General features: G+C 62.8%; 21 protein-coding genes. 10 read left to right on the top strand and 11 right to left on the bottom strand.

The window, feature by feature from the left end; genetic code table 11:
• Window positions 1-18 precede the first annotated feature (18 nt).
• The 8 genes from HNR59_RS09170 to HNR59_RS09135 all read left to right on the top strand — a co-directional run bounded on the left by HNR59_RS09170 (window position 19) and on the right by HNR59_RS09135 (window position 10,026).
• Window positions 19-342 carry a YnfA family protein gene (locus HNR59_RS09170; protein ID WP_183828948.1) on the top strand — a complete coding sequence of 108 codons (324 nt, stop codon included), beginning with the start codon at window positions 19-21 and terminating at the stop codon, window positions 340-342.
• Window positions 343-344: 2 nt separating this feature from the next.
• Entirely contained in the window at window positions 345-1,316 is a 972-nt protein-coding gene (locus HNR59_RS09165) for a small ribosomal subunit Rsm22 family protein (RefSeq protein ID WP_183828945.1), read from the top strand.
• A gap of 217 nt (window positions 1,317-1,533) precedes the next feature.
• On the top strand, window positions 1,534-3,024 hold the full coding sequence (locus tag HNR59_RS09160) for a replicative DNA helicase (protein WP_183828942.1): 1,491 nt from the start codon (window positions 1,534-1,536) through the stop codon (window positions 3,022-3,024).
• A 65-nt stretch (window positions 3,025-3,089) separates the two neighbouring features.
• On the top strand, window positions 3,090-4,508 hold the full coding sequence (gene radA / locus HNR59_RS09155) for a DNA repair protein RadA (protein ID WP_183828939.1): 1,419 nt from the start codon (window positions 3,090-3,092) through the stop codon (window positions 4,506-4,508).
• Window positions 4,509-4,535: 27 nt separating this feature from the next.
• Window positions 4,536-5,159: a CvpA family protein gene (locus HNR59_RS09150; RefSeq protein WP_183828936.1), complete on the top strand. Its 624-nt coding sequence runs from the start codon at window positions 4,536-4,538 to the stop codon at window positions 5,157-5,159.
• Between the two features lie 91 nt (window positions 5,160-5,250).
• Complete coding sequence (gene purF, locus HNR59_RS09145) at window positions 5,251-6,735, top strand: amidophosphoribosyltransferase (protein WP_183828933.1); 1,485 nt, start codon at window positions 5,251-5,253, stop codon at window positions 6,733-6,735.
• 28 nt (window positions 6,736-6,763) lie between these two features.
• Window positions 6,764-7,519: an SDR family NAD(P)-dependent oxidoreductase gene (locus tag HNR59_RS09140; protein WP_183828930.1), complete on the top strand. Its 756-nt coding sequence runs from the start codon at window positions 6,764-6,766 to the stop codon at window positions 7,517-7,519.
• Between the two features lie 278 nt (window positions 7,520-7,797).
• On the top strand, window positions 7,798-10,026 hold the full coding sequence (locus HNR59_RS09135) for an AMP-binding protein (protein WP_183828927.1): 2,229 nt from the start codon (window positions 7,798-7,800) through the stop codon (window positions 10,024-10,026).
• Window positions 10,027-10,245: 219 nt separating this feature from the next.
• Here the strand turns inward: HNR59_RS09135 and pssA are convergent, their stop codons facing one another.
• The 5 genes from pssA to HNR59_RS09110 all read right to left on the bottom strand — a co-directional run bounded on the left by pssA (window position 10,246) and on the right by HNR59_RS09110 (window position 15,617).
• A complete protein-coding gene (gene pssA, locus HNR59_RS09130) occupies window positions 10,246-11,070 on the bottom strand; it encodes a CDP-diacylglycerol--serine O-phosphatidyltransferase (RefSeq protein ID WP_183828923.1) in 825 nt (274 codons plus the stop codon).
• A gap of 9 nt (window positions 11,071-11,079) precedes the next feature.
• Entirely contained in the window at window positions 11,080-11,778 is a 699-nt protein-coding gene (locus tag HNR59_RS09125; RefSeq protein WP_183828920.1) for a phosphatidylserine decarboxylase, read from the bottom strand.
• 100 nt (window positions 11,779-11,878) lie between these two features.
• On the bottom strand, window positions 11,879-13,765 hold the full coding sequence (locus HNR59_RS09120) for an ABC transporter transmembrane domain-containing protein (RefSeq protein ID WP_183828917.1): 1,887 nt from the start codon (window positions 13,763-13,765) through the stop codon (window positions 11,879-11,881).
• A 55-nt stretch (window positions 13,766-13,820) separates the two neighbouring features.
• On the bottom strand, window positions 13,821-14,153 hold the full coding sequence (locus HNR59_RS09115) for an ArsR/SmtB family transcription factor (RefSeq protein ID WP_183828914.1): 333 nt from the start codon (window positions 14,151-14,153) through the stop codon (window positions 13,821-13,823).
• Window positions 14,154-14,240: 87 nt separating this feature from the next.
• Entirely contained in the window at window positions 14,241-15,617 is a 1,377-nt protein-coding gene (locus tag HNR59_RS09110) for an Ig-like domain-containing protein (protein WP_183828911.1), read from the bottom strand.
• A 193-nt stretch (window positions 15,618-15,810) separates the two neighbouring features.
• Between HNR59_RS09110 and HNR59_RS09105 the strand changes: the two genes are divergently transcribed.
• Window positions 15,811-16,422: an LOG family protein gene (locus HNR59_RS09105; protein ID WP_183828908.1), complete on the top strand. Its 612-nt coding sequence runs from the start codon at window positions 15,811-15,813 to the stop codon at window positions 16,420-16,422.
• On the opposite strand, the gene rarD is transcribed toward HNR59_RS09105, so the two are convergent.
• The 6 genes from rarD to cysS form a co-directional block, all read right to left on the bottom strand.
• Window positions 16,406-17,332 (bottom strand): EamA family transporter RarD, encoded by a 927-nt coding sequence (rarD, locus tag HNR59_RS09100; RefSeq protein ID WP_183831476.1) that lies wholly within the window; start codon window positions 17,330-17,332, stop codon window positions 16,406-16,408. The genes HNR59_RS09105 and rarD overlap by 17 nt on opposite strands.
• Before the next feature lie 100 nt (window positions 17,333-17,432).
• A complete protein-coding gene (gene cimA, locus HNR59_RS09095) occupies window positions 17,433-19,046 on the bottom strand; it encodes a citramalate synthase (RefSeq protein ID WP_183828905.1) in 1,614 nt (537 codons plus the stop codon).
• A 63-nt stretch (window positions 19,047-19,109) separates the two neighbouring features.
• Window positions 19,110-20,069 carry a prolyl aminopeptidase gene (gene pip, locus HNR59_RS09090; RefSeq protein WP_183828901.1) on the bottom strand — a complete coding sequence of 320 codons (960 nt, stop codon included), beginning with the start codon at window positions 20,067-20,069 and terminating at the stop codon, window positions 19,110-19,112.
• On the bottom strand, window positions 20,066-20,560 hold the full coding sequence (locus tag HNR59_RS09085) for a GFA family protein (RefSeq protein ID WP_183828898.1): 495 nt from the start codon (window positions 20,558-20,560) through the stop codon (window positions 20,066-20,068). The genes pip and HNR59_RS09085 overlap by 4 nt, the downstream gene beginning before the upstream one ends.
• Window positions 20,561-20,565: 5 nt before the next feature.
• Window positions 20,566-20,949: a VOC family protein gene (locus HNR59_RS09080; protein WP_183828896.1), complete on the bottom strand. Its 384-nt coding sequence runs from the start codon at window positions 20,947-20,949 to the stop codon at window positions 20,566-20,568.
• On the bottom strand, window positions 20,946-22,421 hold the full coding sequence (gene cysS / locus HNR59_RS09075) for a cysteine--tRNA ligase (RefSeq protein WP_183828893.1): 1,476 nt from the start codon (window positions 22,419-22,421) through the stop codon (window positions 20,946-20,948). The genes HNR59_RS09080 and cysS overlap by 4 nt, the downstream gene beginning before the upstream one ends.
• Before the next feature lie 382 nt (window positions 22,422-22,803).
• Here cysS and HNR59_RS09070 point away from each other — a divergent pair, with 382 nt between their 5' ends.
• A complete protein-coding gene (locus HNR59_RS09070; protein WP_183828890.1) occupies window positions 22,804-22,956 on the top strand; it encodes a hypothetical protein in 153 nt (50 codons plus the stop codon).
• The last annotated feature ends 73 nt before the right edge of the window (window positions 22,957-23,029 follow it).

The raw sequence follows: 23,029 nt of genomic DNA, 5'->3' as shown, positions 1-23,029 counted from the left end.
CATCATCGGAATTCCTCCATGATCTATGTGATCTACGCCGCTGCCGCCCTTGCCGAGATCGCCGGCTGCTTCGCTTTCTGGGCGTGGTGGAAACTTGGTAAATCCGCGCTCTGGCTCGTTCCGGGAATCCTTTCGCTCGTGCTGTTTGCGTGGCTGCTCGCGCAGGTGGAAAGCGTAGCGGCAGGGCGCACCTATGCTGCCTATGGCGGCATCTACATCGCCGCTTCGCTGGGCTGGCTGTGGTTCGCGGAAGGTCTGCGGCCAGACAAATGGGATGTCGCGGGCGCGCTCATCTGCCTTGCGGGCGCCTCGCTGATCCTGTTCGCGCCGCGCGGGGCCTGAGCGTGCAACTGCCGTCGCAACTCAGAGCCGCTGTCGATGCGCTTCTCGAAGACACGCCAATCGATGTGCTGAAACAGGCCGCGCGCCGGCTTTCCGAACGCTACCGTGCAGAACTGCGTGACGGTCGCCTGCACATGTCGGAAGATCTCGCGGTGAAAGCCTATCTGGCAACCCGCCTGCCAGCCACCTATGCCGCTGTCTGGGCCAGCTGCGACGCCATCGCCGCGGCCCGCCCCGACTGGTCGCCCGCCTCTCTGCTTGACATCGGTTCCGGCCCCGGAACGGCGCTTTGGGCGGCAGCCGACACTTGGCCGGATCTGAGCCATGCGACACTTCTGGAAGCCAGCGAACCCGCGCGGCGCATGGGTCAGAATCTCGCCGGCCACCTGCCCTTTGAAAGCGAGTGGAAAAGCGGTGACGCGACCCGGAACCTCAGCGATCTTGCGCCCGCCGATCTTGTAACCTGCGCCTATGTTCTGGACGAACTTGAACCGCCTGCCCGTGTGTCTCTGGTTGACCAGCTCTGGAGGCTTGCAGCCGATACGCTGCTGATCGTCGAGCCCGGCACCCCGGCCGGATGGCAGCGCATCCTCGCCTGCCGCGCACGGCTGATCGAAGCCGGCGCACATGTTCTGGCGCCCTGCGTCCACGCCGCTCCGTGCCCGCTCACCTCGCCTGACTGGTGCCATTTTTCGCGCCGAGTCGCGCGCTCGCGCATTCACCGCCTTGCCAAGGATGCGGAGGTTCCGTGGGAAGATGAGAAATTCGCCTATATTGCCGTTTCCCGTCACAGGCCCGACGGCGAATCACAGACGATGCGTGTTCTTGCGCCGCAGAGGGCAGGCTCCGGAAAGGTCGAGCTGAAGCTTTGCTGCCCGGACGGCAGTGTCGCGACAAGGCTGTTCACCAAACGCAACGGCGAGACTTTCAAAAGAGCGAAGCGCGCCGACTGGGGCGATGCCCTTACCGACTGAGCGGCATGTTCTTGATACGTTCGGCGGCGGCTGTTAAAATTTCCGTCTCGTTCCCGAGTCAACCTGATTCTGCCGGAAACCCACCTTTCGCCGGCCTCCCCTGTGGATGGCGCGTACAGGCTGTGGATCACGGGCGTAGCGGACAGATTGTCGGGAAGAGATGGACTCAGGCGATCCTTCGTCTGCTAACCACAGACATCGGCAACCCGAGGGAATCATGGCAGAGGCAGCACGCAAACTGGCTGCGGCAGAAACGCCGCTCTATCGCGAGGCACCCAATAACATTGAGGCCGAGCAGGCTTTGCTTGGCGCCATGCTGGTCAACAACGACGCATTTTATCGCGTTTCGGATTTCCTGAAAGCGAACCACTTCTACGAGCCCCTGCACCGCAAGATCTTCGAGGTCGCATCCGAGCTCATCCGGATGGGCAAGATGGCCAACCCGGTGACGATGAAAACCTTCCTGCCTGCCGACGAGAAGGTGGGCGACATGACGGTGGTTCAGTACCTCGCCCGGCTGGCTGCGGAAGCGGTGACCGTCATCAACGCCGCTGACTATGGACGCGCCATCTATGATCTGGCCACGCGCCGCGCACTGATCACCGTCGGCGAGGATATGGTCAACGTCGCTTATGACGCGCCGGTGGACATGTCGCCGTCCTCCCAGATCGAGGAGGCGGAACGACGCCTGTTCGAACTGGCCGAAACCGGCCGTTACGATGGTGGCTTCGAGGATTTCTCAACCGCGCTGAAGACGGCCATCGACATGGCCAGCGCCGCCTATATGCGAGATGGCGGGCTCTCCGGTGTCGCGACCGGGTTGCGCGATCTCGACAAACGCATGGGCGGCCTTCAGCAGTCCGACCTGATCGTGCTGGCCGGCCGCCCGGGTATGGGCAAGACCTCGCTTGTCACCAACATCGCCTTCAATATCGCCGATGCCTATCAGCCGGAGCAACAGGCGGATGGCTCGTTCAAGGCCAAGAACGGTGGCGTGATCGGCTTCTTCTCCCTCGAAATGTCGGCCGAGCAGCTCGCGACGCGTATCATTTCCGAGCAGGCGGAAGTGCCCTCCTCCAAGATCCGCCGCGGTGATCTGACCGAGGCCGATTTCGACAAGCTGGTCAACTGCACCCAGACGCTGCAGCGCATTCCGCTGTTCATCGATTCCACCGGCGGCATTTCCATCGCCCAGCTTGCCGCGCGCGCGCGCCGGCTCAAGCGCCAGCGCGGCCTCGATGTCATCATCATCGACTATATTCAGCTGATGCAGGGCTCTTCCGCCAAGGCCAGTCAGGGGCGTGTGCAGGAAGTGACGGAAATCACCACCGGCCTGAAGGCGCTGGCCAAGGAACTCAACGTTCCCATCATCGCGCTCTCACAGCTCTCGCGTCAGGTCGAAAACCGCGACGACAAGCGCCCGCAGCTTTCGGACCTGCGCGAATCGGGCTCGATCGAGCAGGACGCGGACGTTGTGATGTTCGTGTACCGTGAAGAATATTACCTGAAGAATCAGGAACCTAAGCTCGGCACCGAGGAATACATCAAGTGGGAAGGCGCCATGAACGAAGTGCGCGGCAAGGCGGAGGTGATCATCGCCAAGCAGCGTCACGGACCGACGGGCACGGTTTCGCTGGGCTTCGAAGGTCAGTTCACGCGCTTCTTCGATCTGGCGGAAGAAAGCCACCTGCCGGAGAGGTTCGAGTAGGGTTTTGCTCCACGCTCTCCATCCGGCGGCGACAGGCTGCGGCCTCCTGAAGAGGAGCGCTCCGCATGGCTAAGGCGCCACGCACCCAGTTCATCTGCCAGAATTGCGGCGCGGTGCACCAGCGCTGGGCCGGCAAGTGCGATTCCTGCGGCGAATGGAACACGCTGATCGAGGAAGGTACGGCGGGCGGCATCGGCGCGGGACCTGCATCCCTGCGCAGCACGCGCAAGGGGCGCGCCGTCACCCTCACCTCGCTCGACGGTGACATCGAGGATGCTCCGCGTATCGTTTCCGGCATTGGCGAGCTTGATCGCGCCACCGGCGGCGGCTTCGTGCGCGGTTCGGCCCTGCTGGTGGGCGGCGACCCCGGCATCGGGAAATCGACATTGCTGACGCAGGCAGCGGCGGCACTCGCCAGCCAGGGACACCGCATCGTCTATGTATCGGGCGAAGAAGCCGTCGCCCAGATCCGGCTGCGCGCGCAAAGGCTCGGCGTCGCCAAGGCTCCTGTGGAGCTCGCCGCCGAGACCAATGTCGAGGACATTCTGGCCACCATCGCCGACGGCCGGAGGCCGGATCTGGTGATCCTCGATTCAATCCAGACGCTGTGGACCGACCTTGCCGATTCGGCCCCCGGCACGGTCACGCAGGTGCGCGCTTCGGCTCAGGCGCTGATCCGCTACGCCAAGTCGACGGGGGCAGCCATCGTCATGGTCGGCCACGTCACCAAGGAAGGGCAGATCGCCGGCCCGCGCGTCGTCGAGCACATGGTGGACGGGGTGCTCTATTTCGAGGGCGAAGGCGGCCATCACTACCGCATCCTGCGCACGGTGAAGAACCGTTTCGGGCCGACCGACGAGATCGGCGTGTTCGAGATGTCCGACAAGGGCCTGCGGGAGGTGGCGAATCCCTCCGAACTGTTCCTCGGCGAGCGCCATGCCAAGGCACCGGGTGCTGCCGTGTTCGCCGGCATGGAAGGAACGCGGCCGGTTCTGGTCGAGATCCAGGCGCTGGTCGCCCCCTCGCCGCTGGGCACGCCGCGCCGCGCCGTGATCGGCTGGGACAATGCGCGCCTGTCGATGGTGCTGGCCGTGCTTGAAGCCCATTGCGGCGTGCGGTTCTCGCAGCACGATGTCTACCTCAATGTCGCGGGCGGCTATCGCATCTCGGAGCCGGCGGCGGATCTCGCCGTGGCGGCCGCTCTGGTTTCCTCCCTCACCGGTCTTGCCCTGCCGCCCGATTGCGTCTATTTCGGCGAAATCAGCCTTTCGGGAGCCATAAGGCCGGTTGCGCATGCGCAGCAGCGCCTCAAGGAAGCCGAAAAGCTGGGGTTCGCAAATGCCGTTCTGCCGCTGGCGAGATCCAGAGGCAGCGAGGAGGTTTCCGGCGGCATGGGAGACGGTTCGTTCCGGCCCGGCGAGCTTGCCGACCTCGTGGCACGCATAGCCGGCTCACGCCGCAGCCGTGCTGCGGACGATGAATGATACGGTCCATGAAGTGGGGCGAGAACCATGCCGATTACGCTGCTTGACGGAATTCTCGTCGGCTTCACTCTGGTTTCCGCCATGCTGGCCATGGTGCGCGGCTTTTCCCGCGAGGTGCTTTCGATAGCCTCGTGGGCAGCGGCGGCGGCGGCGGCCTTCTTCTTCTACAAGCCCGTTCTGCCCTATGTGCAGCCCTATATCGACAACGAAAAGTTTGCCATGGCCGCTGCTGCGGCGATCGTGTTCGTGGTCGCGCTGATCCTCGTCACCCTCATCACCATGAAGATCGCGGATTTCATCATCGATTCGCGCATCGGCGCACTCGACCGCACGCTGGGCTTCCTCTACGGCGCAGCGCGCGGCATTCTGGTGGTCGCAGTCGGCCTTCTGTTCTTCAACTGGCTTGCGGGCGAGCGCACGCCGGCATGGATTGCCGAAGCCAAGTCGCGGCCTTTGCTGGAATCTGTTGGCGCAAAACTCGAAAGCCTGCTGCCAGAAGACCCCGAAAATGCTATACTGAAGCGTCTTCACCGTGACGGACAGGCAGCCGAACCGGGTGCTGCAACAGCGCCCTCTCCGGAAGCACCTGCCGCCTCCGGCACAGGCGAGGACGACGGCGCCGGTGCGCCGCCTGCTGAAGACGCCAACTGATTGAGAAAAGCGGCCGGGAGGCGGGGCAAACTTCCACATTGCCCCGGAGCGGCCCAGGTTCTATATACCGGCTTTAGCGGAGCTTGAGCTTATGGCAAATGGACTTGGCGCTTTCGTCGCCGAAGACGATGATCATTTGCACGAAGAATGCGGCGTGTTCGGCATTCTTGGCCACGAGGACGCCGCCGCGCTGACCGCGCTTGGCCTGCACGCTCTCCAGCACCGCGGGCAGGAAGCGGCAGGTATCGTCTCCTACCATAACCGGCGCTTCCATTCCGAACGCCATATGGGTCTTGTCGGCGATCATTTTACGGACGCTGCCACCCTGCACCGCCTGCCAGGTGACCGCGCCATCGGCCATGTTCGCTATTCCACCACCGGCGAAACCATCCTGCGCAATGTGCAGCCACTGTTCGCGGAACTGGAAGTCGGCGGCATCGCCATTGCCCACAATGGCAACTTCACCAACGGCCTTGCCCTGCGCAGGCAACTGATCGCTTCCGGCGCGATCTTTCAGGCGACCTCCGACACTGAGGTCGTGCTTCACATGATCGCCCGCTCGCGTCACACCTCTTCCAGCGCGCGTTTCGTCGATGCCATCCGGCAGGTCGAGGGCGGCTATGCCATGGTCGCCCTGACCCGCACCAAGCTCATCGCCGCGCGCGATGCGGTCGGCATCCGTCCCCTGGTGATGGGTGAACTGGACGGAAAACCGATCTTCTGCTCGGAAACCTGTGCTCTCGACATCATCGGCGCGAAATATATCCGCGACGTGGAGAACGGCGAAATCGTCATCTGCGAAATCCAGAAGGACGGATCTATCACCACCGAGTGCATCAAGCCGGAAAACCCGCAGCCCGAACGGCTGTGCCTGTTCGAATATGTCTATTTCGCCCGGCCGGATTCCGTAGTTGGCGGCCGCAGCGTCTATGTGGCGCGCAAGAACATGGGCACGAACCTGGCAGAGGAAGCGCCTGTCGAAGCCGACGTGGTTGTGCCGGTGCCCGATGGCGGCACGCCGGCCGCGCTCGGCTTCGCGCAGGCAAGTGGCATCCCGTTCGAATATGGCATCATCCGCAACCACTATGTCGGTCGCACCTTCATCGAACCGACGCAACAGATCAGAGCGCTTGGCGTCAAGCTGAAGCATTCCGCCAACCGCGCCATGATCGAAGGCAAGCGCGTGGTGCTGGTCGACGATTCCATCGTGCGCGGCACGACATCGGTCAAGATCGTGCAGATGATCCGCGACGCGGGCGCCAGAGAGGTCCATATCCGCGTGGCGAGCCCGATGATCTACCACCCGGATTTCTACGGCATCGACACCCCTAACGCCGAAAAGCTGCTCGCCAATCAGCATAAGGACCTTGCCTCCATGTGCCGTTACATCGGCGCGGATTCGCTGGCTTTCCTGTCCATTGATGGACTTTACAGGGCCGTAGGGGGCAAGCCACGGGACCCGGAGGCTCCCGCCTTCACCGATCATTATTTCACGGGCGAGTATCCGACCCGCCTCGTCGATCAGGATGGCGAAAGCAATGTGCACACGCTTTCGCTGCTGGCCAGTAACGGCTGATTTCCTTACACGCATTTAGAGGACAGGCATGAGCATCGACCTGACGGGCCGTCTGGCTCTTGTGACGGGCGCTTCGCGCGGCATCGGCTATTTTCTTTCGCGCGAACTGGCAAAGCGCGGCGCGCATGTCGTTGCCGTGGCCCGCACTGTGGGCGGGCTTGAGGAACTGGACGACGAGATCAAGGCCGAAAACGCCCGCACAGGCAAAGGCGAAGCCACGCTGGTGCCGCTCGACCTCACCGACATGGAGGGCATCGACCGCCTCGGCGGCGCTCTTCATGAGCGCTGGGGCAAGCTCGACATCATGGTGGCCAACGCCGGCGTGCTGGGCGTCATCGCCCCGCTCGGCCATGTCGAGGCAAAGGTGTTCGACAAGGTTATGGCCGTCAACGTCACATCCACATGGCGCCTGATCCGCTCCGTCGACCCACTGCTGCGCCAGTCGGATGCAGCCCGCGCCATCGTGCTGTCCTCGGGGGCCGCCCATTCCGCGCGGGCTTTCTGGGGACCTTACGCCGCGTCGAAAGCGGCTGTCGAAGCCATGGTCCGTTCATGGGCGGATGAGACGCGCAACTATCCGCTGCGCGTCAACGCGGTCGATCCCGGCGCCACCCGCACCGCCATGCGCGCCCTTGCCGTTCCCGGCGAAAACCCCAACACTCTGCCGCATCCGTCAGAGATCGCCCAGCGCATCGTGGGGCTTGCCAGCCCCGAACTGACCCGCACCGGCGAAATTTATCAGGCACGACACGACCGCTGGGTTTCCTACCGCATACCGGAATAAACCGCTTCCGTTGCGGTCCGGCGCACATCCGGGCATCGCGGTTTGCGTGTTCCCCTGTTGCTGCCCTCATCGCAGGACCAGACAGGCATGTTGACGTGAACCGGGGTTCGGTTACTTTCCGGGCTTAATCGGGCTCGGACATTCTTCCGGAGCATCGGTCCGAAAAGTGGACTCCGGTTTTCGGTTGTTCCGATGCTCGATCTGTAATTCAGATCGTCCTTTGTGGATCCGAATGGACGCAGGGCGATCTAAGAACAAAGGCCGGAGCACCACCGCATATGGTCCTGATCCTCGCGTTACTGGCTGCCATTGCCCTGATCTGGGGCCTGACAGCCATAGTCGAGAAGTTCCGGCTGGGGCTCAGCCTCACGCAGGCCATCCTCTATGCGCCGCTGAAGCTCATCTACCGCATTTCCGATTCGCGGATCGGTATCGCCACGGAGGCGACAGCGCCTGTCATCTATGTGGTTACCCACCAGTCGCGCCTCGATCCGGCGCTGATGCTGTCGCTTCTGCCTGAAAACACGCTGCACATTCTCGATCCCTATTCGGCCAGATCGCTGTGGCTCGAACCATGGCGGGAACTCGCCCGCACCATAGCCTTCAACGCCGAGCATGTTTTCGTGTCGCGCCGGCTGGTAAGGGTGCTCAGGGGCAAGGGGCGGCTGGCTGTCTATATTCCGGCGGCGGTTGAGCCGGATACCCGCTCCTTCCGTCTCTATCGGGCCGTGATCCGCATCGCCATGCAGGCGGACGCGCGCATCGTGCCGATCTTCATCGGCAACGCCAATCTTCTGCCCTTCCAGATCGATGGCAAATCCCCATCGCCGCGGCGCTGGTTTCCCCGCCTTTCGATGTCAGTGCTTGAACCGATGACCGCCGAGGAACTGGTCGCGCGCAACGGCAGCCCTGCCACCAGAAATGCGCATGCCCTGTTCGACAGAATGGCGGAGGCCCGGCTTGCCGCCATCGATCCGGCTCTTACCGTGTTTCAGGCGGTGCGCGACGCCGCCGAGCGCTTCGGAACCGGCCGCATCGCCGTGGAAGACGCCACCGGCAGCCAGCTGAGCTATCGCGCGCTGCTAGGCGGTGCGCATATTCTGGGAAAGCGCTTCTCGGCCCTTGCCGAACCGGGTGAAGCCGTCGGCATCATGTTGCCCAACACGAATGGCGCGGTGCTCACCCTGCTCGGCCTTTCCAGCGCGGGGCGGACGGCAGCGCTCATCAACTACACCGCCGGCCCCGCCAATGTCTCTGCCGCCGTGGGCATGGCCGTCATCCGCACCGTGGTGTCGTCGCGAACCTTCGTTGAAAAAGCGGCCCTCGGCGACATCGTCCATTCCGTGGAAGAGGCAGGCGCGAAGCTGGTGTGGCTGGAAGACCTGCAATCCGGCATCACGGCAATGGACAAGCTGGCGGCTGCGCTGCTCTGGCGTTATCCCCTCGGCAGGCAGGATGCACGAAAGCCTGCGGTCATCCTGTTCACGTCCGGCACCGAAGGGCTGCCGAAAGCGGCGGTCCTTTCCAGCCGCAACCTGATTGCCAACGCCATGCAGGCCGAAGCGCGCATTACCATCACCACCGATGACGTGGCGCTCAACGTCCTGCCGATGTTCCATTCCTTCGGCCTGACGGCGGGAACCATCCTGCCGCTGGTGGCCGGCATGCGGCTGTTCCTCTATCCCTCGCCGCTGCATTACAAGCTGATCCCGCAGGTGGCCTGGCGGCTGAAGCCGACCGTCATGTTCGGCACCGATACCTTCCTCGCCCATTACGCGCGCACCGCCTCCGAGGACGACTTCTCCAGCCTGCGCTTCGTCGTGGCTGGGGCGGAAGCGGTGAAGCCAGAGACCCGCCGCGTCTGGCGCGAGCGCTTCGACACCGCGATCATAGAGGGATACGGGCTTACCGAAGCAGCGCCCGTCGCCGCGGTCAACACCGCTATCCATAACCGCGACGGCACGGTCGGGCGGCTTTTGCCCGGCATGAAGATGCGGATCGAGCCGGTGGAAGGTATCGCCGAAGGCGGGAGAATGTTTCTTTCCGGCCCCAACGTCATGATGGGATACATGTCGGCGGATCGTCCGGGTGAAATCCAGCCCCTACCATCGGGATGGCAGGACACCGGTGACATCGTGAAGGTCGACCGCGAAGGCTTCATCACCATCACCGGGCGAGCAGCGCGCTTTGCCAAAATCGCCGGCGAAATGGTGCCGCTGGGGGCAATCGAGATGCTGGTGCAGTCGCTGTGGCCGGAAGAGAGCCATGCGGTGGTATCCGTGCCGCATGCCAAGCGTGGAGAGCGTATCGTGCTCGTCACAACCGCGGCGGCAGCCGATCCGGAAAGCCTGCGCAAGCTCGGCAAGCAGGCGGGGCTGGCCGAACTGGCGGTGCCGGGAGACATCGTCAAAGTAGCAGAAATTCCGGTTCTGGGTTCCGGCAAGACGGATTATCGCGCCACCCGCGAACTCGCCATCCGGCATCTGGCAGCCGGAAGCGCGGCGTAGGTTTTCTGGAGCCGTTCAGTTGTTTCAGGGAATCGCTGAACGGTTCCAAGTCTTTGGTTTGTCGCGCTTCCGAACCGGAAAAGTGCTTCCACTTCTCCTGGAGACGCTCTGGCCACGCTGGCAGGGATCGCGCCGTTGCAGCTACATTTCAAACATCTGATTATGAAAAATGAAGCCCGCACGTCGGTGCTCCGCCTGTGACCGCTCCTTTAGTTTCGGTCACTCGCTTATGCGGGCATCCACATCCGGTGGCAGTTCCGTCTCTCCCTCACGCTTGGCGCGGCGCGAATAGGCGAGAACGCTGAGCGGCAGGAACACGAGATAGCCGATGACCGAAGCGGTGAGCGTGTACCACGGATAGCTGACCAGCAGCAGAAACACGAGCACGATGGCCAGGATGACCAGCAGCATGCGATCGCCCGGCACTTTGAGGCTCTTGCCCGAATAAACCGGCAGGCGGCTGACCAACAGGAAGGCCACGATGACGGTGAAGCCTGTGGCGAGGAAAGCGCCGTAGCGGGTCGGCTCGAAGCCGATGAAGGAGAGGTACAGCGGCAGCATCACCACCGCGGCCCCCGCAGGAGCAGGAACCCCGACGAAATATTCCGCCTGCCATGACGGCCTGTCCTGCGCTTCCTCCAGCACGTTGAAGCGGGCAAGGCGCATGCCGCAGGCAATGGCGAAGAGCAGCGCCGCGATCCAGCCCGGCGACCCCGCGCGGTCGAGCAGGAAAGCGTAGAGCACCAAGGCCGGGGCCACACCGAAATTGACGATGTCGGCGATGGAATCCATCTGTGCGCCGAATTTGGAAGTCGCCTTGAGAAGGCGCGCCACCCGCCCGTCCAGCCCGTCGAGGAAGGCGGCGATCAGCACCATCACCACCGCCGTCTCGAACCGGCCTTCAAAGGCAAAGCGGATGCCGGACAGACCAGCGCAGATGGCGAGAACCGTGAGCAGGTTCGGGAACACCATCCGCAAGGGGATTTCGCGGATGCGGGGTCCCCCGGATCCGTGTGGCTCGAATTTCCTGTAGGGTGGGGTCATCGGACCGGTCTACGACACGCGCACCACGGGCGCGGCCTCCTTGCCGCCGAACTCGGCAAGCACCGTCTCGCCGCCGACAGCCGTCTGGCCGATGGCGACACGCGGCACCGCCCCTTCGGGCAGATACACATCGACACGCGAGCCGAAGCGGATCAGGCCGAAGCGCTCGCCGACCATGGTGTCGGAACCGGTCTCGGCCCAGCACAGGATGCGGCGCGCCACCAGACCGGCGATCTGCACCGCCGCCACCGTGCCGTTCGGGCTTTCGATGACGAGGCCGTTGCGCTCGTTCTCGCTGCTCGCCTTGTCCAGCTCGGCATTCATGAAGCGGCCCGGACGATGCTCGATACGGGTAATGCGGCCGCGCACCGGCGCGCGGTTCACATGGCAGGAAAACACGTCCATGAACACCGATATGCGGGTCATTTCAGCGCCGCCCAGACCAAGCTCTTGCGGCGGCACCGCAGGGCCGACCGCTGTGACGACGCCATCGGCGGGACTGATCACCAGACTGTCATCAACCGGCGTGACGCGTTCAGGGTCACGGAAGAAATAGATACACCATGCCGTGAGTATAGCTCCGACCCACAGCAGGAACCCGGAAAAATAGCCCATCGCCAGTGTCACCACGGCGAAGATGGCTATGAAGGGATAGCCCTCGCGATGGATCGGCACGAATGTCTTCTTTATCGTGTCGAGGAGTTGCATCGTTGCTACACCGGCTCCGTTTCAATGCGGCCTCTCTAGCTGAAACGCCTCCGTGTCGCAATGAAACAATATGTCAGCGCAGAGCCCTTCCCCTGCACTTTCAGATCACCTCCGGCGTGCGCTGCCTGACGATGACGCCCATCTCGTCCGTCTCGCGGGCAATGCGCAGGCGCTCCTCGGCCTCGGTGGCTTCGCGCTGGCGATCCCACATCGAGGCATAAAGGCCGCCCTTGCGCAGCAGCGCCGCATGCGTGCCGCGTTCCTCGATGCGGCCGGCCTTGAGGACAATGATTTCGTCGGCGGTGATGACCGTGGACAAACGGTGGGCGATGACGATGGTGGTGCGGTCTCGACTGACCAGATCGAGCGCCGACTGGATCTCCTGCTCAGTATGGCTGTCGAGCGCCGAGGTCGCCTCGTCGAGGATGAGGATCGGCGGCGCCTTGAGAATGGTTCGGGCAATGGCCACGCGCTGCTTCTCGCCGCCGGAAAGTTTCAGTCCCCGCTCGCCCACCATGGTCTCGTAACCTTCGGGCAGAGCTTCGATGAAACCGCCGATCTGGGCCAGCTCGGCAGCCCGGCGCACCTCCTCCCCGGAAGCGCCGATGCGGCCATAGCGGATGTTGTAGGTGATTGTATCGTTGAACAGCACCGTGTCCTGCGGCACCATGCCGATCGCGGCGCGCAGGCTTTCCTGCGTGACCTCGCGCACGTCCTGTCCGTCGATGAGGATGGAGCCGGACTGCACATCATAGAAGCGGAAGAGAAGCCGCGAAATCGTCGACTTGCCCGCCCCCGACGGGCCCACGATGGCCACCGTCTTTCCGGCCGGAACCTCGAAGCTGATGCCCTTGAGGATCTGGCGGTTCGGCTCATAGGCGAACTGAACGTCGCGGAACTCGACCTTGCCCGCTGCTACCGCGAGGGGAATGGCAGCCGGGCTGTCGGTGACTTCCTCCTCAACATCGAGAAGGTCGAACATCTGCTCGATGTCGGTGAGTCCCTGCCGGATCTCGCGATAGATGAAGCCGATGAAGTTGAGCGGCACGGAAAGCTGCATCAGCATGGCGTTGACGAACACGAAGTCGCCGACGGTGTGGGTGCCGGCCTGCACCTCCATTGCCGACATGGCCATGATCACCGCCATGCCGATGCCGAAGATCACGCCCTGACCGAAATTCAGCCAGCCGAGCGAGGTCCAGATGCGGGTGGCGGCGACTTCATAGCGGGCCATGGAGCGGTCGAACCGCTCGGCTTCCATGGCCTCGTTGCCGAAATACTTCACCGTCTCGAAGTTGAGCAGGGAATCGATCGCCTTGGTGTTGGCGTCGGTGTCGCTGTCGTTCATGTCGCGACGGATATCGATGCGCCAGTCGCTCGCCTTGACCGTGAACCAGGTGTAGAGCAGCACCGTCAGCGCCACCACGGCCACATATTTCCAGCCGTAGGCGACCGCGAAGATGATGGCCGTCAGCGCGAACTCCAGCACGGTCGGCACGCTGTTCAGCACCGTGAAGCGCACGATGGTCTCGATGCCCTTTGTTCCGCGCTCGATGATGCGCGAGAGACCGCCCGTGCGTCGCTCCAGATGGAAACGCAGCGACAGGCGGTGCATGTGAACGAAGGTGCGATAAGCAAGCTGGCGCACCGCATGCTGGCCGACCCGTGCGAACAGCGCATCGCGCAACTGGTTGAAAGCGACCTGAATGATGCGGATGACATTGTAGGCCACAACCAGCATCACCGGCCCTGCCAGCACGGCCGGCAGCAGCGGCGGGGCGCTCGCATCGCCGGCAAGCGCGTCGGTCGCCCATTTGAAGAAGTAGGGAACCGCAATCAGCGTCAGCTTCGCCGCGACCAGCAGCACGGTCGCCCATATCACCCGGGCCTTGAGGTCGGCGCGGTCCGACGGCCACATGTAAGGCCACAGATTGACCAGCGTTTTCAGGGTTGATCCGGAATCGGCGGAAACTGTTTTTTCACTCACGAATTGAATGCCTTACATAAAATAGATTTGTCGCGCGCCGGAGGTTTTTCGGCAGCTAACAATCATCGGAACAGCAGGAGGACGCGAAGCAGGCCAGCATTTCGGCGACCGCCCGCAATGCCGGGCGGTCGATGGCATAGCGCGAGCGCTGACCATCGGCCTCGAAGCGCACCAGACCGGCGGCCACCAGAATCTTGAGGTGCTGGGAGACGGTCGATTGCGCGAGGTCGAGACGACCCACCACCTCTCCGCAGCAGCAGGAACTCGCCTTCGCCAGACAGCGAAGAATCTCGATCCGCGCCGGATGCGAAAGCGCACCAAGCCGGTCGGCCAGTTCGGCGTCACCCAGCTTCTGATAGCTGGCGTCACATTGGGAGGATTCTTTCATCGTATATCGACGATATACGATGAAAATCATCTATGCAATGCGCCTCCGAAAGAAAGCGCGGCCAGAACGCCTGCCCGGCAGGCAGGCTCAGTTCCCGGTTGGAACGGTCACGCGGTCGCCAAGTGCATCGAAATCAGCTTTCTCGCCGCTGTCCGTCTCCTGCGGCAGCTTGAACACCTGCCCCGGCCAGATGCGGTTGGGATCGCTGATCTGCTGCTGATTGGCGAGATAGATGGTCGAGTAGCGCGTGCCGTGGCCATAGATGCGGCGGGAAATCTGCCACAGTGTGTCGCCACGGCGAATGATGACCGAACCATCGGCATGTTCAAGCTTCGGCGCGGACGACTGGTCGGTCTGCGCACCGCCCTGCCCGGTTTCGGAAGGGGCAACGGCGGAGATCGTTTCGCCGGGCTCACGCTGGAACGGCACCGAGGCACGGACGACGACCTTGTCGCTGCCCGCCGAATCGAGCCCGTCGACGCGGATCGTGTATTCACCGACCGGCAGGTCCCTGCTGGCCTCGACAAGGAAATGACCGTCGGGCGACGTCAGGGCTTCGCCCAGCAGGATTTCGTTGGCGTAGATGCGCACCTTGCGCCCGGCATCGGCGCGGCCAGCTACGAAAACTTTCGTTCCATCGATCTCGACGGCTTCGACGACGATCCGGGGCACGCCAGTGGGCTGCACGGCCTCTTCCTGTGCATTGGGCCGATCGTCACCGCTTGTCCCGGCCGCACTCTGCTGAGCGGACGCCTGTTCGCCGACTTCACCGGCAGGCTGTGCCTCAGCGGTTGCGTCCGAAGACGCCTGCTGACCCGGCGCGGGAGCTGCCTGCGGAACGGTCAGGAGCTGTGCGGGCATGCCCGGCTCCTCGACCATTGCGAGAACCTGACCGTCGGGCTTGTCGGGAACGGAAACAACGGCGGTCTGAACCGAGGTTGAGACGGTTTTGCCGCCTTCCGTCGCCCGCAATACGATCTGGTGGTCGCCCGACTTCAGCGGATCATCCAGAACGATCGCGAAGGCGCCATCCGAACCGGCGACGGCTTTGCCGAGCACGGAGGTACCGTCGAACAACTCGACGGTCGACCCCGGCACGGCCTTTCCGGCGACAACGGCGGAACCGTCACCTTCGACGCGCAGAACGTCAAAGGTTGGAACGGTTGTTTCTGAGGTTTCAGTCCGAGGCGAGGAAACCTGCTCACCGACAGCTGCATCGACAGGCGCCTGCACCTCCGCACCCGCCTGTGCGGTCTCGCCGCTGGCAGGGGCGGTGGCCTCATTCTCAGCTTCATCAGCCGGGCTGGACGTTTCGGTTGCCGGAGCTGTTGCCTGCGGTTGCGCTACCTCGGTGGGAGTGCGTCCCAGAAAGCTGTCCAGCGCGCCGGAAAGATAGCCGATAAAGACCGCCACAAGAGCGGCGGCAGCGGCAAACAGAAGTGCCTTCAGCCCATTGTTTTTCATTGTCCTGTCCGGCCCCTCTGTCCCCGGTCGCGTGATGACATCCGATCACACCCGATCTTCGTCGGCGCAAGACCTTTACCGGTACAGTCCGGAAGATCCTGTTCCGCTGCGATCTAGCCTGTTTTGCATGTACCGACAAGAAAAACACAGGAACAGGGTTGACCCATACACAAAGCCCTAGCACCAATCCGTTATGAACACGATTCGATCCGTCTGCGTTTACTGTGGCTCTTCTCCGGGCAACGACAAAGCCTATGTCGAAGCCGGGCGCGCGCTCGGTCGCGCTCTGGCCCAGTCCAACCTGCGTCTCGTCTATGGCGGCGGCACGAAGGGCATCATGGGTGCGGTGGCCGAAGGTTCCATGCGCGCGGGCGGCAAGGTGCTTGGCATCATTCCGCGCTTCCTGATGAACAAGGAAGCAACCGAAACCGGACTGGACCGGCTGGACGAGGTCGTCATCACCGACAATATGCACCAGCGCAAGCAGCGCATGTTCGAGGAGTCAGATGCTTTTGTCGCCCTGCCGGGCGGCATCGGAACTGTCGAGGAAATCGTGGAGATGATGACCTGGGCCCAGCTTGGCCATCACCGCAAGCCCATGGTCTTCGCCAGCATCGGCGGGTTCTGGAGCCCGATGATCGCGCTTCTCGACCATATGCGCGATGAAGGCTTCATCCATACCGCGCATCACGTGCGCCCGCTCGTCGTCGAAGACGTCGAAGCCATCGTGCCGACCATCCTGTCCGCCGCATCGGCGACAGGCACGCCCGCCGAGGGCGTGCCATCCATTATCGAGAAGATGTAGCGGCTCTGTTTTCCCGCAGGGTAGACCAGGTGTAGATCGCAAGCGCAAACCAGATCAGCGCAAAAGCTGCAAGCTGGGCACTGCCGAACGGCTCGTGGAAAACGAACACGGCAATCAGGAACACCATGGTCGGGGCGATGTATTGCATCAGCCCCAGCGTCGACAGGCGCAGCGCCTTGGCGCCGAAGGCAAACATCAGAAGCGGAATCGCAGTGATCGGGCCGCAGCCAAGCAACAACAGCGTATCCAGCCAACTGCTTGAAACCATGTGTCCGGAACCGCTCGCATTCAGCCAGACAAGATATATGGAAGCCGGAACAGAAAGGATCAGGACCTCCAGCAGAAACCCCTGACTGGGGCCCAGCGGGAGTGTTTTGCGGAAGTAGCCGTAGGCGGCAAACGAAAATGCCAGCGCCAGAGATACCCACGGCAAGGTGCCGGTCTCATAAGTGAGGATAGCGACAGCGACAGTGGCGAGCCCAACCGCAAGCGTCTGCACCCTGTTCAGGCGCTCTCCAAGCATCACCGCGCCGATCAGCACATTCACCAGCGGATTGATGTAATAGCCAAGCGCTGTTTCGATCGCGCGGTCAGTGGCGATCGCCCATACATAAAGGCTCCAGTTGAAGGTGATGATGGTGGCTGTGAGGGCTGCCATCGCCATCAGGCGCGGCGAGCGTATCGCCACCTTGAAGTCTGCCGTGCGCCTGAGCCAGACCAACGCGGCCGCCGCAATAGGCAGCGACCAGATCACGCGGTTGGCGACGACCTCCATCAGCGGAAGGTGCGCCACCCATTTCATGTAGATCGGCAGCAGCCCCCACAGGAAATAGGCTCCCAGCCCCAGCGCGAAGCCGCGTCTGGCAGTTACGTCGGTCTCGCCCGGCTTTTCAATCGCTTCAATGCTCATGCCGACCATATGGACCCGCCCGACGGACAGAACCATTTCAAACTTCTCATGGTTCAATCGTCTTTCGTTGATGGATCAACGCAGGCGACGCGAGCCTTCCCTACTCGGCGGCAACCAGCCCGGCGAGTTCACGGTTCTTCATCAGCTTGAAGACGATGGAATCCATCAGCGCCTGAAACGATGCGTCTATGACGTTGTCGGATACGCCCACCGTCCACCAGCGCGCGCCGCTTGCATCCTGCGATTCGATCAGCACGCGGGTGATGGCCTCGGTGCCGCCGTTGAGGATGCGCACCTTGTAATCGACAAGCTCCAGATCCTCGATCTCGCTCTGATAGCGGCCGAGATCCTTGCGCAGCGCGATGTCGAGCGCATTGACCGGGCCATGCCCTTCAGCCACGGACATGCGCACCTCCCCTTCCACCACCACTTTCACGATGGCTTCGGAAACGGTCTTGATCTGGCCGTTTACGTCGAAACGGCGCTCCACCATGCAGCGGAAGCTTTCGACGCTGAAGAAATCCGGCACAGTGCCAAGCGTGCGGCGGGCCAGCAGCTCGAAGCTGGCGTCCGCCCCCTCATAGGCATAACCTTCCGCCTCACGCTCCTTGACCATGGCGATCAGCGTATCCAGCCGCGAATCGTCACGCGATACCTCGATGCCGCGCCGCTTGAGCTCGGCGATGAAATTGGCCTTTCCGCCCTGATCCGACACCATCACCTTGCGGCGATTGCCGATGCTTTCGGGCTCGACATGTTCGTAGGTGCTCGGCTCCTTGGCCAGCGCCGAGGCATGGATGCCGGCCTTGGTGGCGAATGCGGAAGCACCGACATAGGGGGCCTGCGCATTGGGGGCACGGTTCAGAAGCTCGTCGAACGAACGCGACAGATGCGCGATCGTCGCCAGCCGCTCCGGCGTGATCCCGGTCTCGAAGCGATCCGCATAGTTTGGCTTCAGGGCAAGCGTCGGGATCAGGGTGACGAGATTGGCATTGCCGCAGCGCTCGCCGATGCCGTTGAGGGTTCCCTGGATCTGCCGCGCGCCGGCCTCGACCGCGGCCAGCGAGTTGGCCACCGCCTGCCCCGTATCGTCATGGGCATGGATGCCGAGATGGCTTCCGGGAATGCCGGCCGCGATGACCTTGCCGACGATCTCGCGCACTTCCGCCGGCTGGGTGCCGCCATTGGTGTCGCACAGCACCACCCAGCGCGCGCCCGCCTCGAAAGCGGTGAGGGCGCAGGCCAGCGTGTAATCCGCATTGGCCTTGAAGCCGTCGAAGAAGTGTTCGCAATCGATGATCGCTTCCTTGCCGGCGGCGATCGCCGCCTCGACGGAAGCGCGGATGGCATCGAGATTTTCCTCGTCCGTGCAGCCCAGCGCCACGCGCACCTGATATTGCGAGCTTTTTGCGACATAGCAGACCACGTCCGAACGCGATTGCAGAAGCAGCGCCAGACCCGGATCGTTCGAGGCGGAGACGCCAACGCGCTTCGTCATGCCGAAGGCGGAGAAGCGCGCATGCCGGGTGCGCTTCTCCGTGAAGAATGCGGTGTCCGTCGGGTTGGCCCCCGGATAGCCGCCTTCAACATAATCGAGGCCGAATTCATCCAGCATGCGGGCAATGGCGATCTTGTCCTCGACCGAGAAATCGATGCCCGGCGTCTGCTGGCCATCACGCAAAGTCGTATCGTAGAGGTAAAGTCGCTCTTTCATTGCCCTGCTCTTTGCCTGCCCCCGAACCGGATTCCGGCCGGAAGTTGGTAGAAATTCCTGCGCTCAGGCCTTGCCTGCATATGCATCGGTGGCGCGGATCAGCCGGTCGAGAATGCCCGGCTCCGAATAGGCATGTCCTGCCCCCTCGATCAGATGAAATTCGGCCTTCGGCCATGCCTTGTGCAGCGCCCAAGCATAATGCGCAGGGCACGGCATGTCGTAGCGGCCATGGACGATGGTGCCGGGAATGTCCTTCAGCTTGCCGGCATCGCGCAGCAATTGCCCTTCCTCCAGCCAGCCGGCATGGACGAAATAATGGTTCTCGATGCGCGCGAAGGCCACCGCATAGTCGTCCACGGCGAACGGATCGCTGGTCTCGGGCTCGGGAAGGAGCGTGATGGTCTCGCCTTCCCAGATGCTCCACGCCTTCGCCGCTTCCACCTGCGCCGCGCGGTCGCTGCCCACCAGCCTCTTGCGGTAGGCCGCGATCATGTCGCCGCGCTCCTCTTCTGGGATCGGAGCGATAAAGCGCTCCCATTTGTCCGGGAACATCTGCGAGACGCCAAACTGGTAATACCATTCGAGTTCCGCGCGCGTCAGCATGTAGATGCCGCGCACCACCAGCTCGCTGACCCGCTCGGGATGCGTCTCAGCATAGGCAAGCGCCAGCGTGGAGCCCCACGATCCGCCGAACACCAGCCACGTGTCGAAGCCGCACATGTCCCGCAGCCGCTCGATGTCGGCCACCAGATGCCATGTCGTGTTGGCCTCCAGCGAGGCATTGGGCAGCGACTTTCCGCAGCCGCGCTGGTCGAACAGGATGACATCATAGAGCGCCGGATCGAACAGTCGCCGATGTTTTGGCGAGATGGTGCCGCCCGGCCCGCCGTGCAGAAACACGGCCGGCTTGCCGCCTTTCGTGCCAACCCGCTCCCAATAGATGGTGTGACCGTCGCCGACATCGAGCATTCCGGTCTCGAACGGTTCGATCTCCGGATAAAGGCCGCGCAGTTCCGTGCTCATATGGTCGTGTCCTTTGCAGGCCAGGTTTCGGTGTCATGATCGGGATGCTGGAAGGAGACGATGCGGGCGAGAAATTCCACCGCCTGCTCGTCCTCCATGGTGTCCCTGCCCGGCAGGGTGCAAACCGTGTCCACATAGGGCAGCTTTGCCTCGATGCCGAACTGGATGACGGGCGCGATGCCGGACGGGTCGTCAAAAGCACCGATGGCCAGCGCAATTCCATCCGGCGCCTCGTAAGTCAGCGGCGTGCCGCAATCGCCGCAGAAGCCGCGCCCGACCAGATTGGAGGAGCGGAACAGTTTGCGCTCGCCGCGCGTCCAGCGAAGACCTGCTTCGTCCACCGAGACCAGCGGCGCATAGAACGAACCGAACGCCTTCTGGCACATGCGGCAATGGCAGACGGACGCATCGCCCAGCGCGCCCTCGACGCGAAACCGCACCGCGCCGCACTGACAGCCGCCGGCCCAGACCGGTTTGTTGTCGAGGCTCATGGACGTCACTCCGGATGATGGCAGACGGCCTCGATATTGTTGCCGTCTGGATCGAGAACAAAGGCGCCGTAATAATTCGGGTGATAGTGCTCGCGCACGCCCGGCGCGCCGTTGTCGGTTCCGCCCGCAGCCATAGCTGCCTCATAGAACGCATCGACTTCCGCGCGCTTGTCGGCGGTGAAGGCGTAGTGACGGCCGGGACCGGCCTCCTTCGCCTCGTGCAGCCAGAACTGGGGCCGGTCATAGCCATAGCCGGCCACCTTCAGGCCGCCGGTGAATTCCTCGGGCACCGTCATCACCAGAGAAGCGCCAAGCGGCTCCAGCGCCGCATCGTAAAACTTTCGCGAGGCCTCGAAATCGGTCACTGCTATTCCGGTATGGTCGATCATCGCTTCACCTCCCATGTCGTGATGCGTTCGCCGGTGGCAGGGTCCTTGCCATCCTTCAGTTGCACGCCCTGCCCCAGCAATTCGTCGCGGATGCGGTCGGCCTCGGCCCAGTTCTTCTGTGCAATGAAGGCAAGGCGGGCGGCAATCGCCTCATCCACGGCAGCCTTGTCCACCTCGGCGCTGACATCGAAGCCGAGAAACTCAAGTGCGGCACGCAAAGAAGCCGCGGCGCTTTCGTTGCCATCGATCGCGTCTCCCGCCAGTTGCGTCAGAAACTGGAAGGCGGAATAGGTCGCGAGGTCGTCCGACAGCGCGGCAATGACTTCGGCCGGAATTTCTACGGCGGAAGCGGAAGCCAGATCGGCGGCGCGTTTCCATTTGCGCAGCGTGTTTTCCGCTTCCTCCAGCTTGCGCACGGCGAAATCGATCGGCTCGCGGTAATGCGTCATCAGCATGGCCAGCCGCAGCACCTCGCCCGGCCATTCGCGGCCACCGAAGCTATCGGTTTCCAGCAGTTCGCGGATGGTGAAGAAGTTGCCGAGGCTCTTCGACATCTTCTGCCCTTCCACCTGCAGGAAGCCGTTGTGCATCCAGTAATTGGCCATGACGGAGGTGCCGTGCGCGCAGCGCGACTGCGCGATCTCGTTCTCATGGTGCGGAAAGATCAGATCGAGCCCGCCGCCGTGAATGTCGAAGATCTCGCCGAGATAGGCCGACGACATGGCCGAGCACTCGATGTGCCAGCCCGGCCGGCCCTTCGGTTTCCCCGTCCAGCCTGCGGCTGTCCACGCCTCCTGGCCCCACGGGCTCTCCCAACCGGGTTCCTCGGGCGAGGAAAGCTTCCACAGCACGAAGTCCTGCGGGTTCTTCTTGTGCGTGTCGACGGCGATGCGCGCGCCCGCCTGCTGCTCGTCCAGAGGGCGCTTCGAGAGTTCGCCGTAATCCGGCATGGAGGCGGTGTCGAACAGAACTTCCCCTGCCGCTTCATAGGCATGGCCGCGTTCGATGAGAGATTGAATCAGGCCGATCATGTCGGTGCGCCCGTCCTCGCGGGGCTGCACGAATTCGGTCGCGCGCGGCTCGAAAGTCGGCGGCAGGCAACCGAGCGCCTTCACGTCTTTGTGGAACTGGTCGGCGGTCTTTTCCGTCACCTTGCGGATGGCTTCGTTGAGGGTGAGGCGGCCGGCGGCGATATCATCGCCGAAATCGCGCAAAGCGCGCGCGTTGATCTTGTCGTCCACGTCGGTGATGTTGCGCACATAGATGACGTGATCCGCGCCATAGATGTGGCGCAGCAGCCGGTAGAGCACATCGAAGACGATGACCGGGCGCGCATTGCCGATATGGGCGAAGTCATAGACGGTCGGGCCGCACACATACATGCGCACGTTCGAGGCATCGATCGGAGAAAAATCCTCCTTCGTGCGGGTGAGCGTGTTGGTCAGGCGCAGGCCACTGGCTGTTGCAGACATTCTTCCCCTTCCCGGCATCGCCGGCTCAATCAGACACGCGGTTGCCCTTCAGCCTGCTGGCCGGGTCGTTTGTCCGATCTGAAAGGAAGATGGGGCGAAAACGTCCGGGCCAGCGCGCGGCTAGCCAATAATCGAAATGCCACAAATGGCGAAGGACATCTTCATGCGGGCTTTATCGCCTTCGATTCTGTTGCCGTCAAGCCGCAACGCCCGACGAAAATGCAGGGCAGGCACGCCTCAGCGGCGACAATGAAAGATTTTATTAAACATGTAATCAGAGCCTGAAAGAAGTCCAAAAGAACGCACCGTCACGCCACTATTTCGACGGAATCAGGTATCATTTACTGGAAGTACAAGTTAATCTCGGCATCGGGGAAGAAAAATGTCGAAAAAGCCGCAGCAAAAGCAACCTGAACGACCGGTTCTGGCAAATCAGTACCGCGCCATCGGCCCGGCAGCCGTTGCAGCCGCGCTCATGCACATGAGCAAGAAGAAGAAGCCGGTCCAGAAGTTCATCTCGCCGCGCCCGGCGTGATTACTCAGGCCCGCCATGCAGCGGTCCTGACGGCATTCATCATGGCGAAGGCTTGCGCATCTGCATGATGGCC

Source organism: Aquamicrobium lusatiense (assembly GCF_014201615.1).
Taxonomy (GTDB): domain Bacteria; phylum Pseudomonadota; class Alphaproteobacteria; order Rhizobiales; family Rhizobiaceae; genus Mesorhizobium; species Mesorhizobium lusatiense.
The sequence above is the reverse complement of the archived record's forward strand: the minus strand, read 5'-3'. Positions and strand labels throughout refer to the sequence as shown.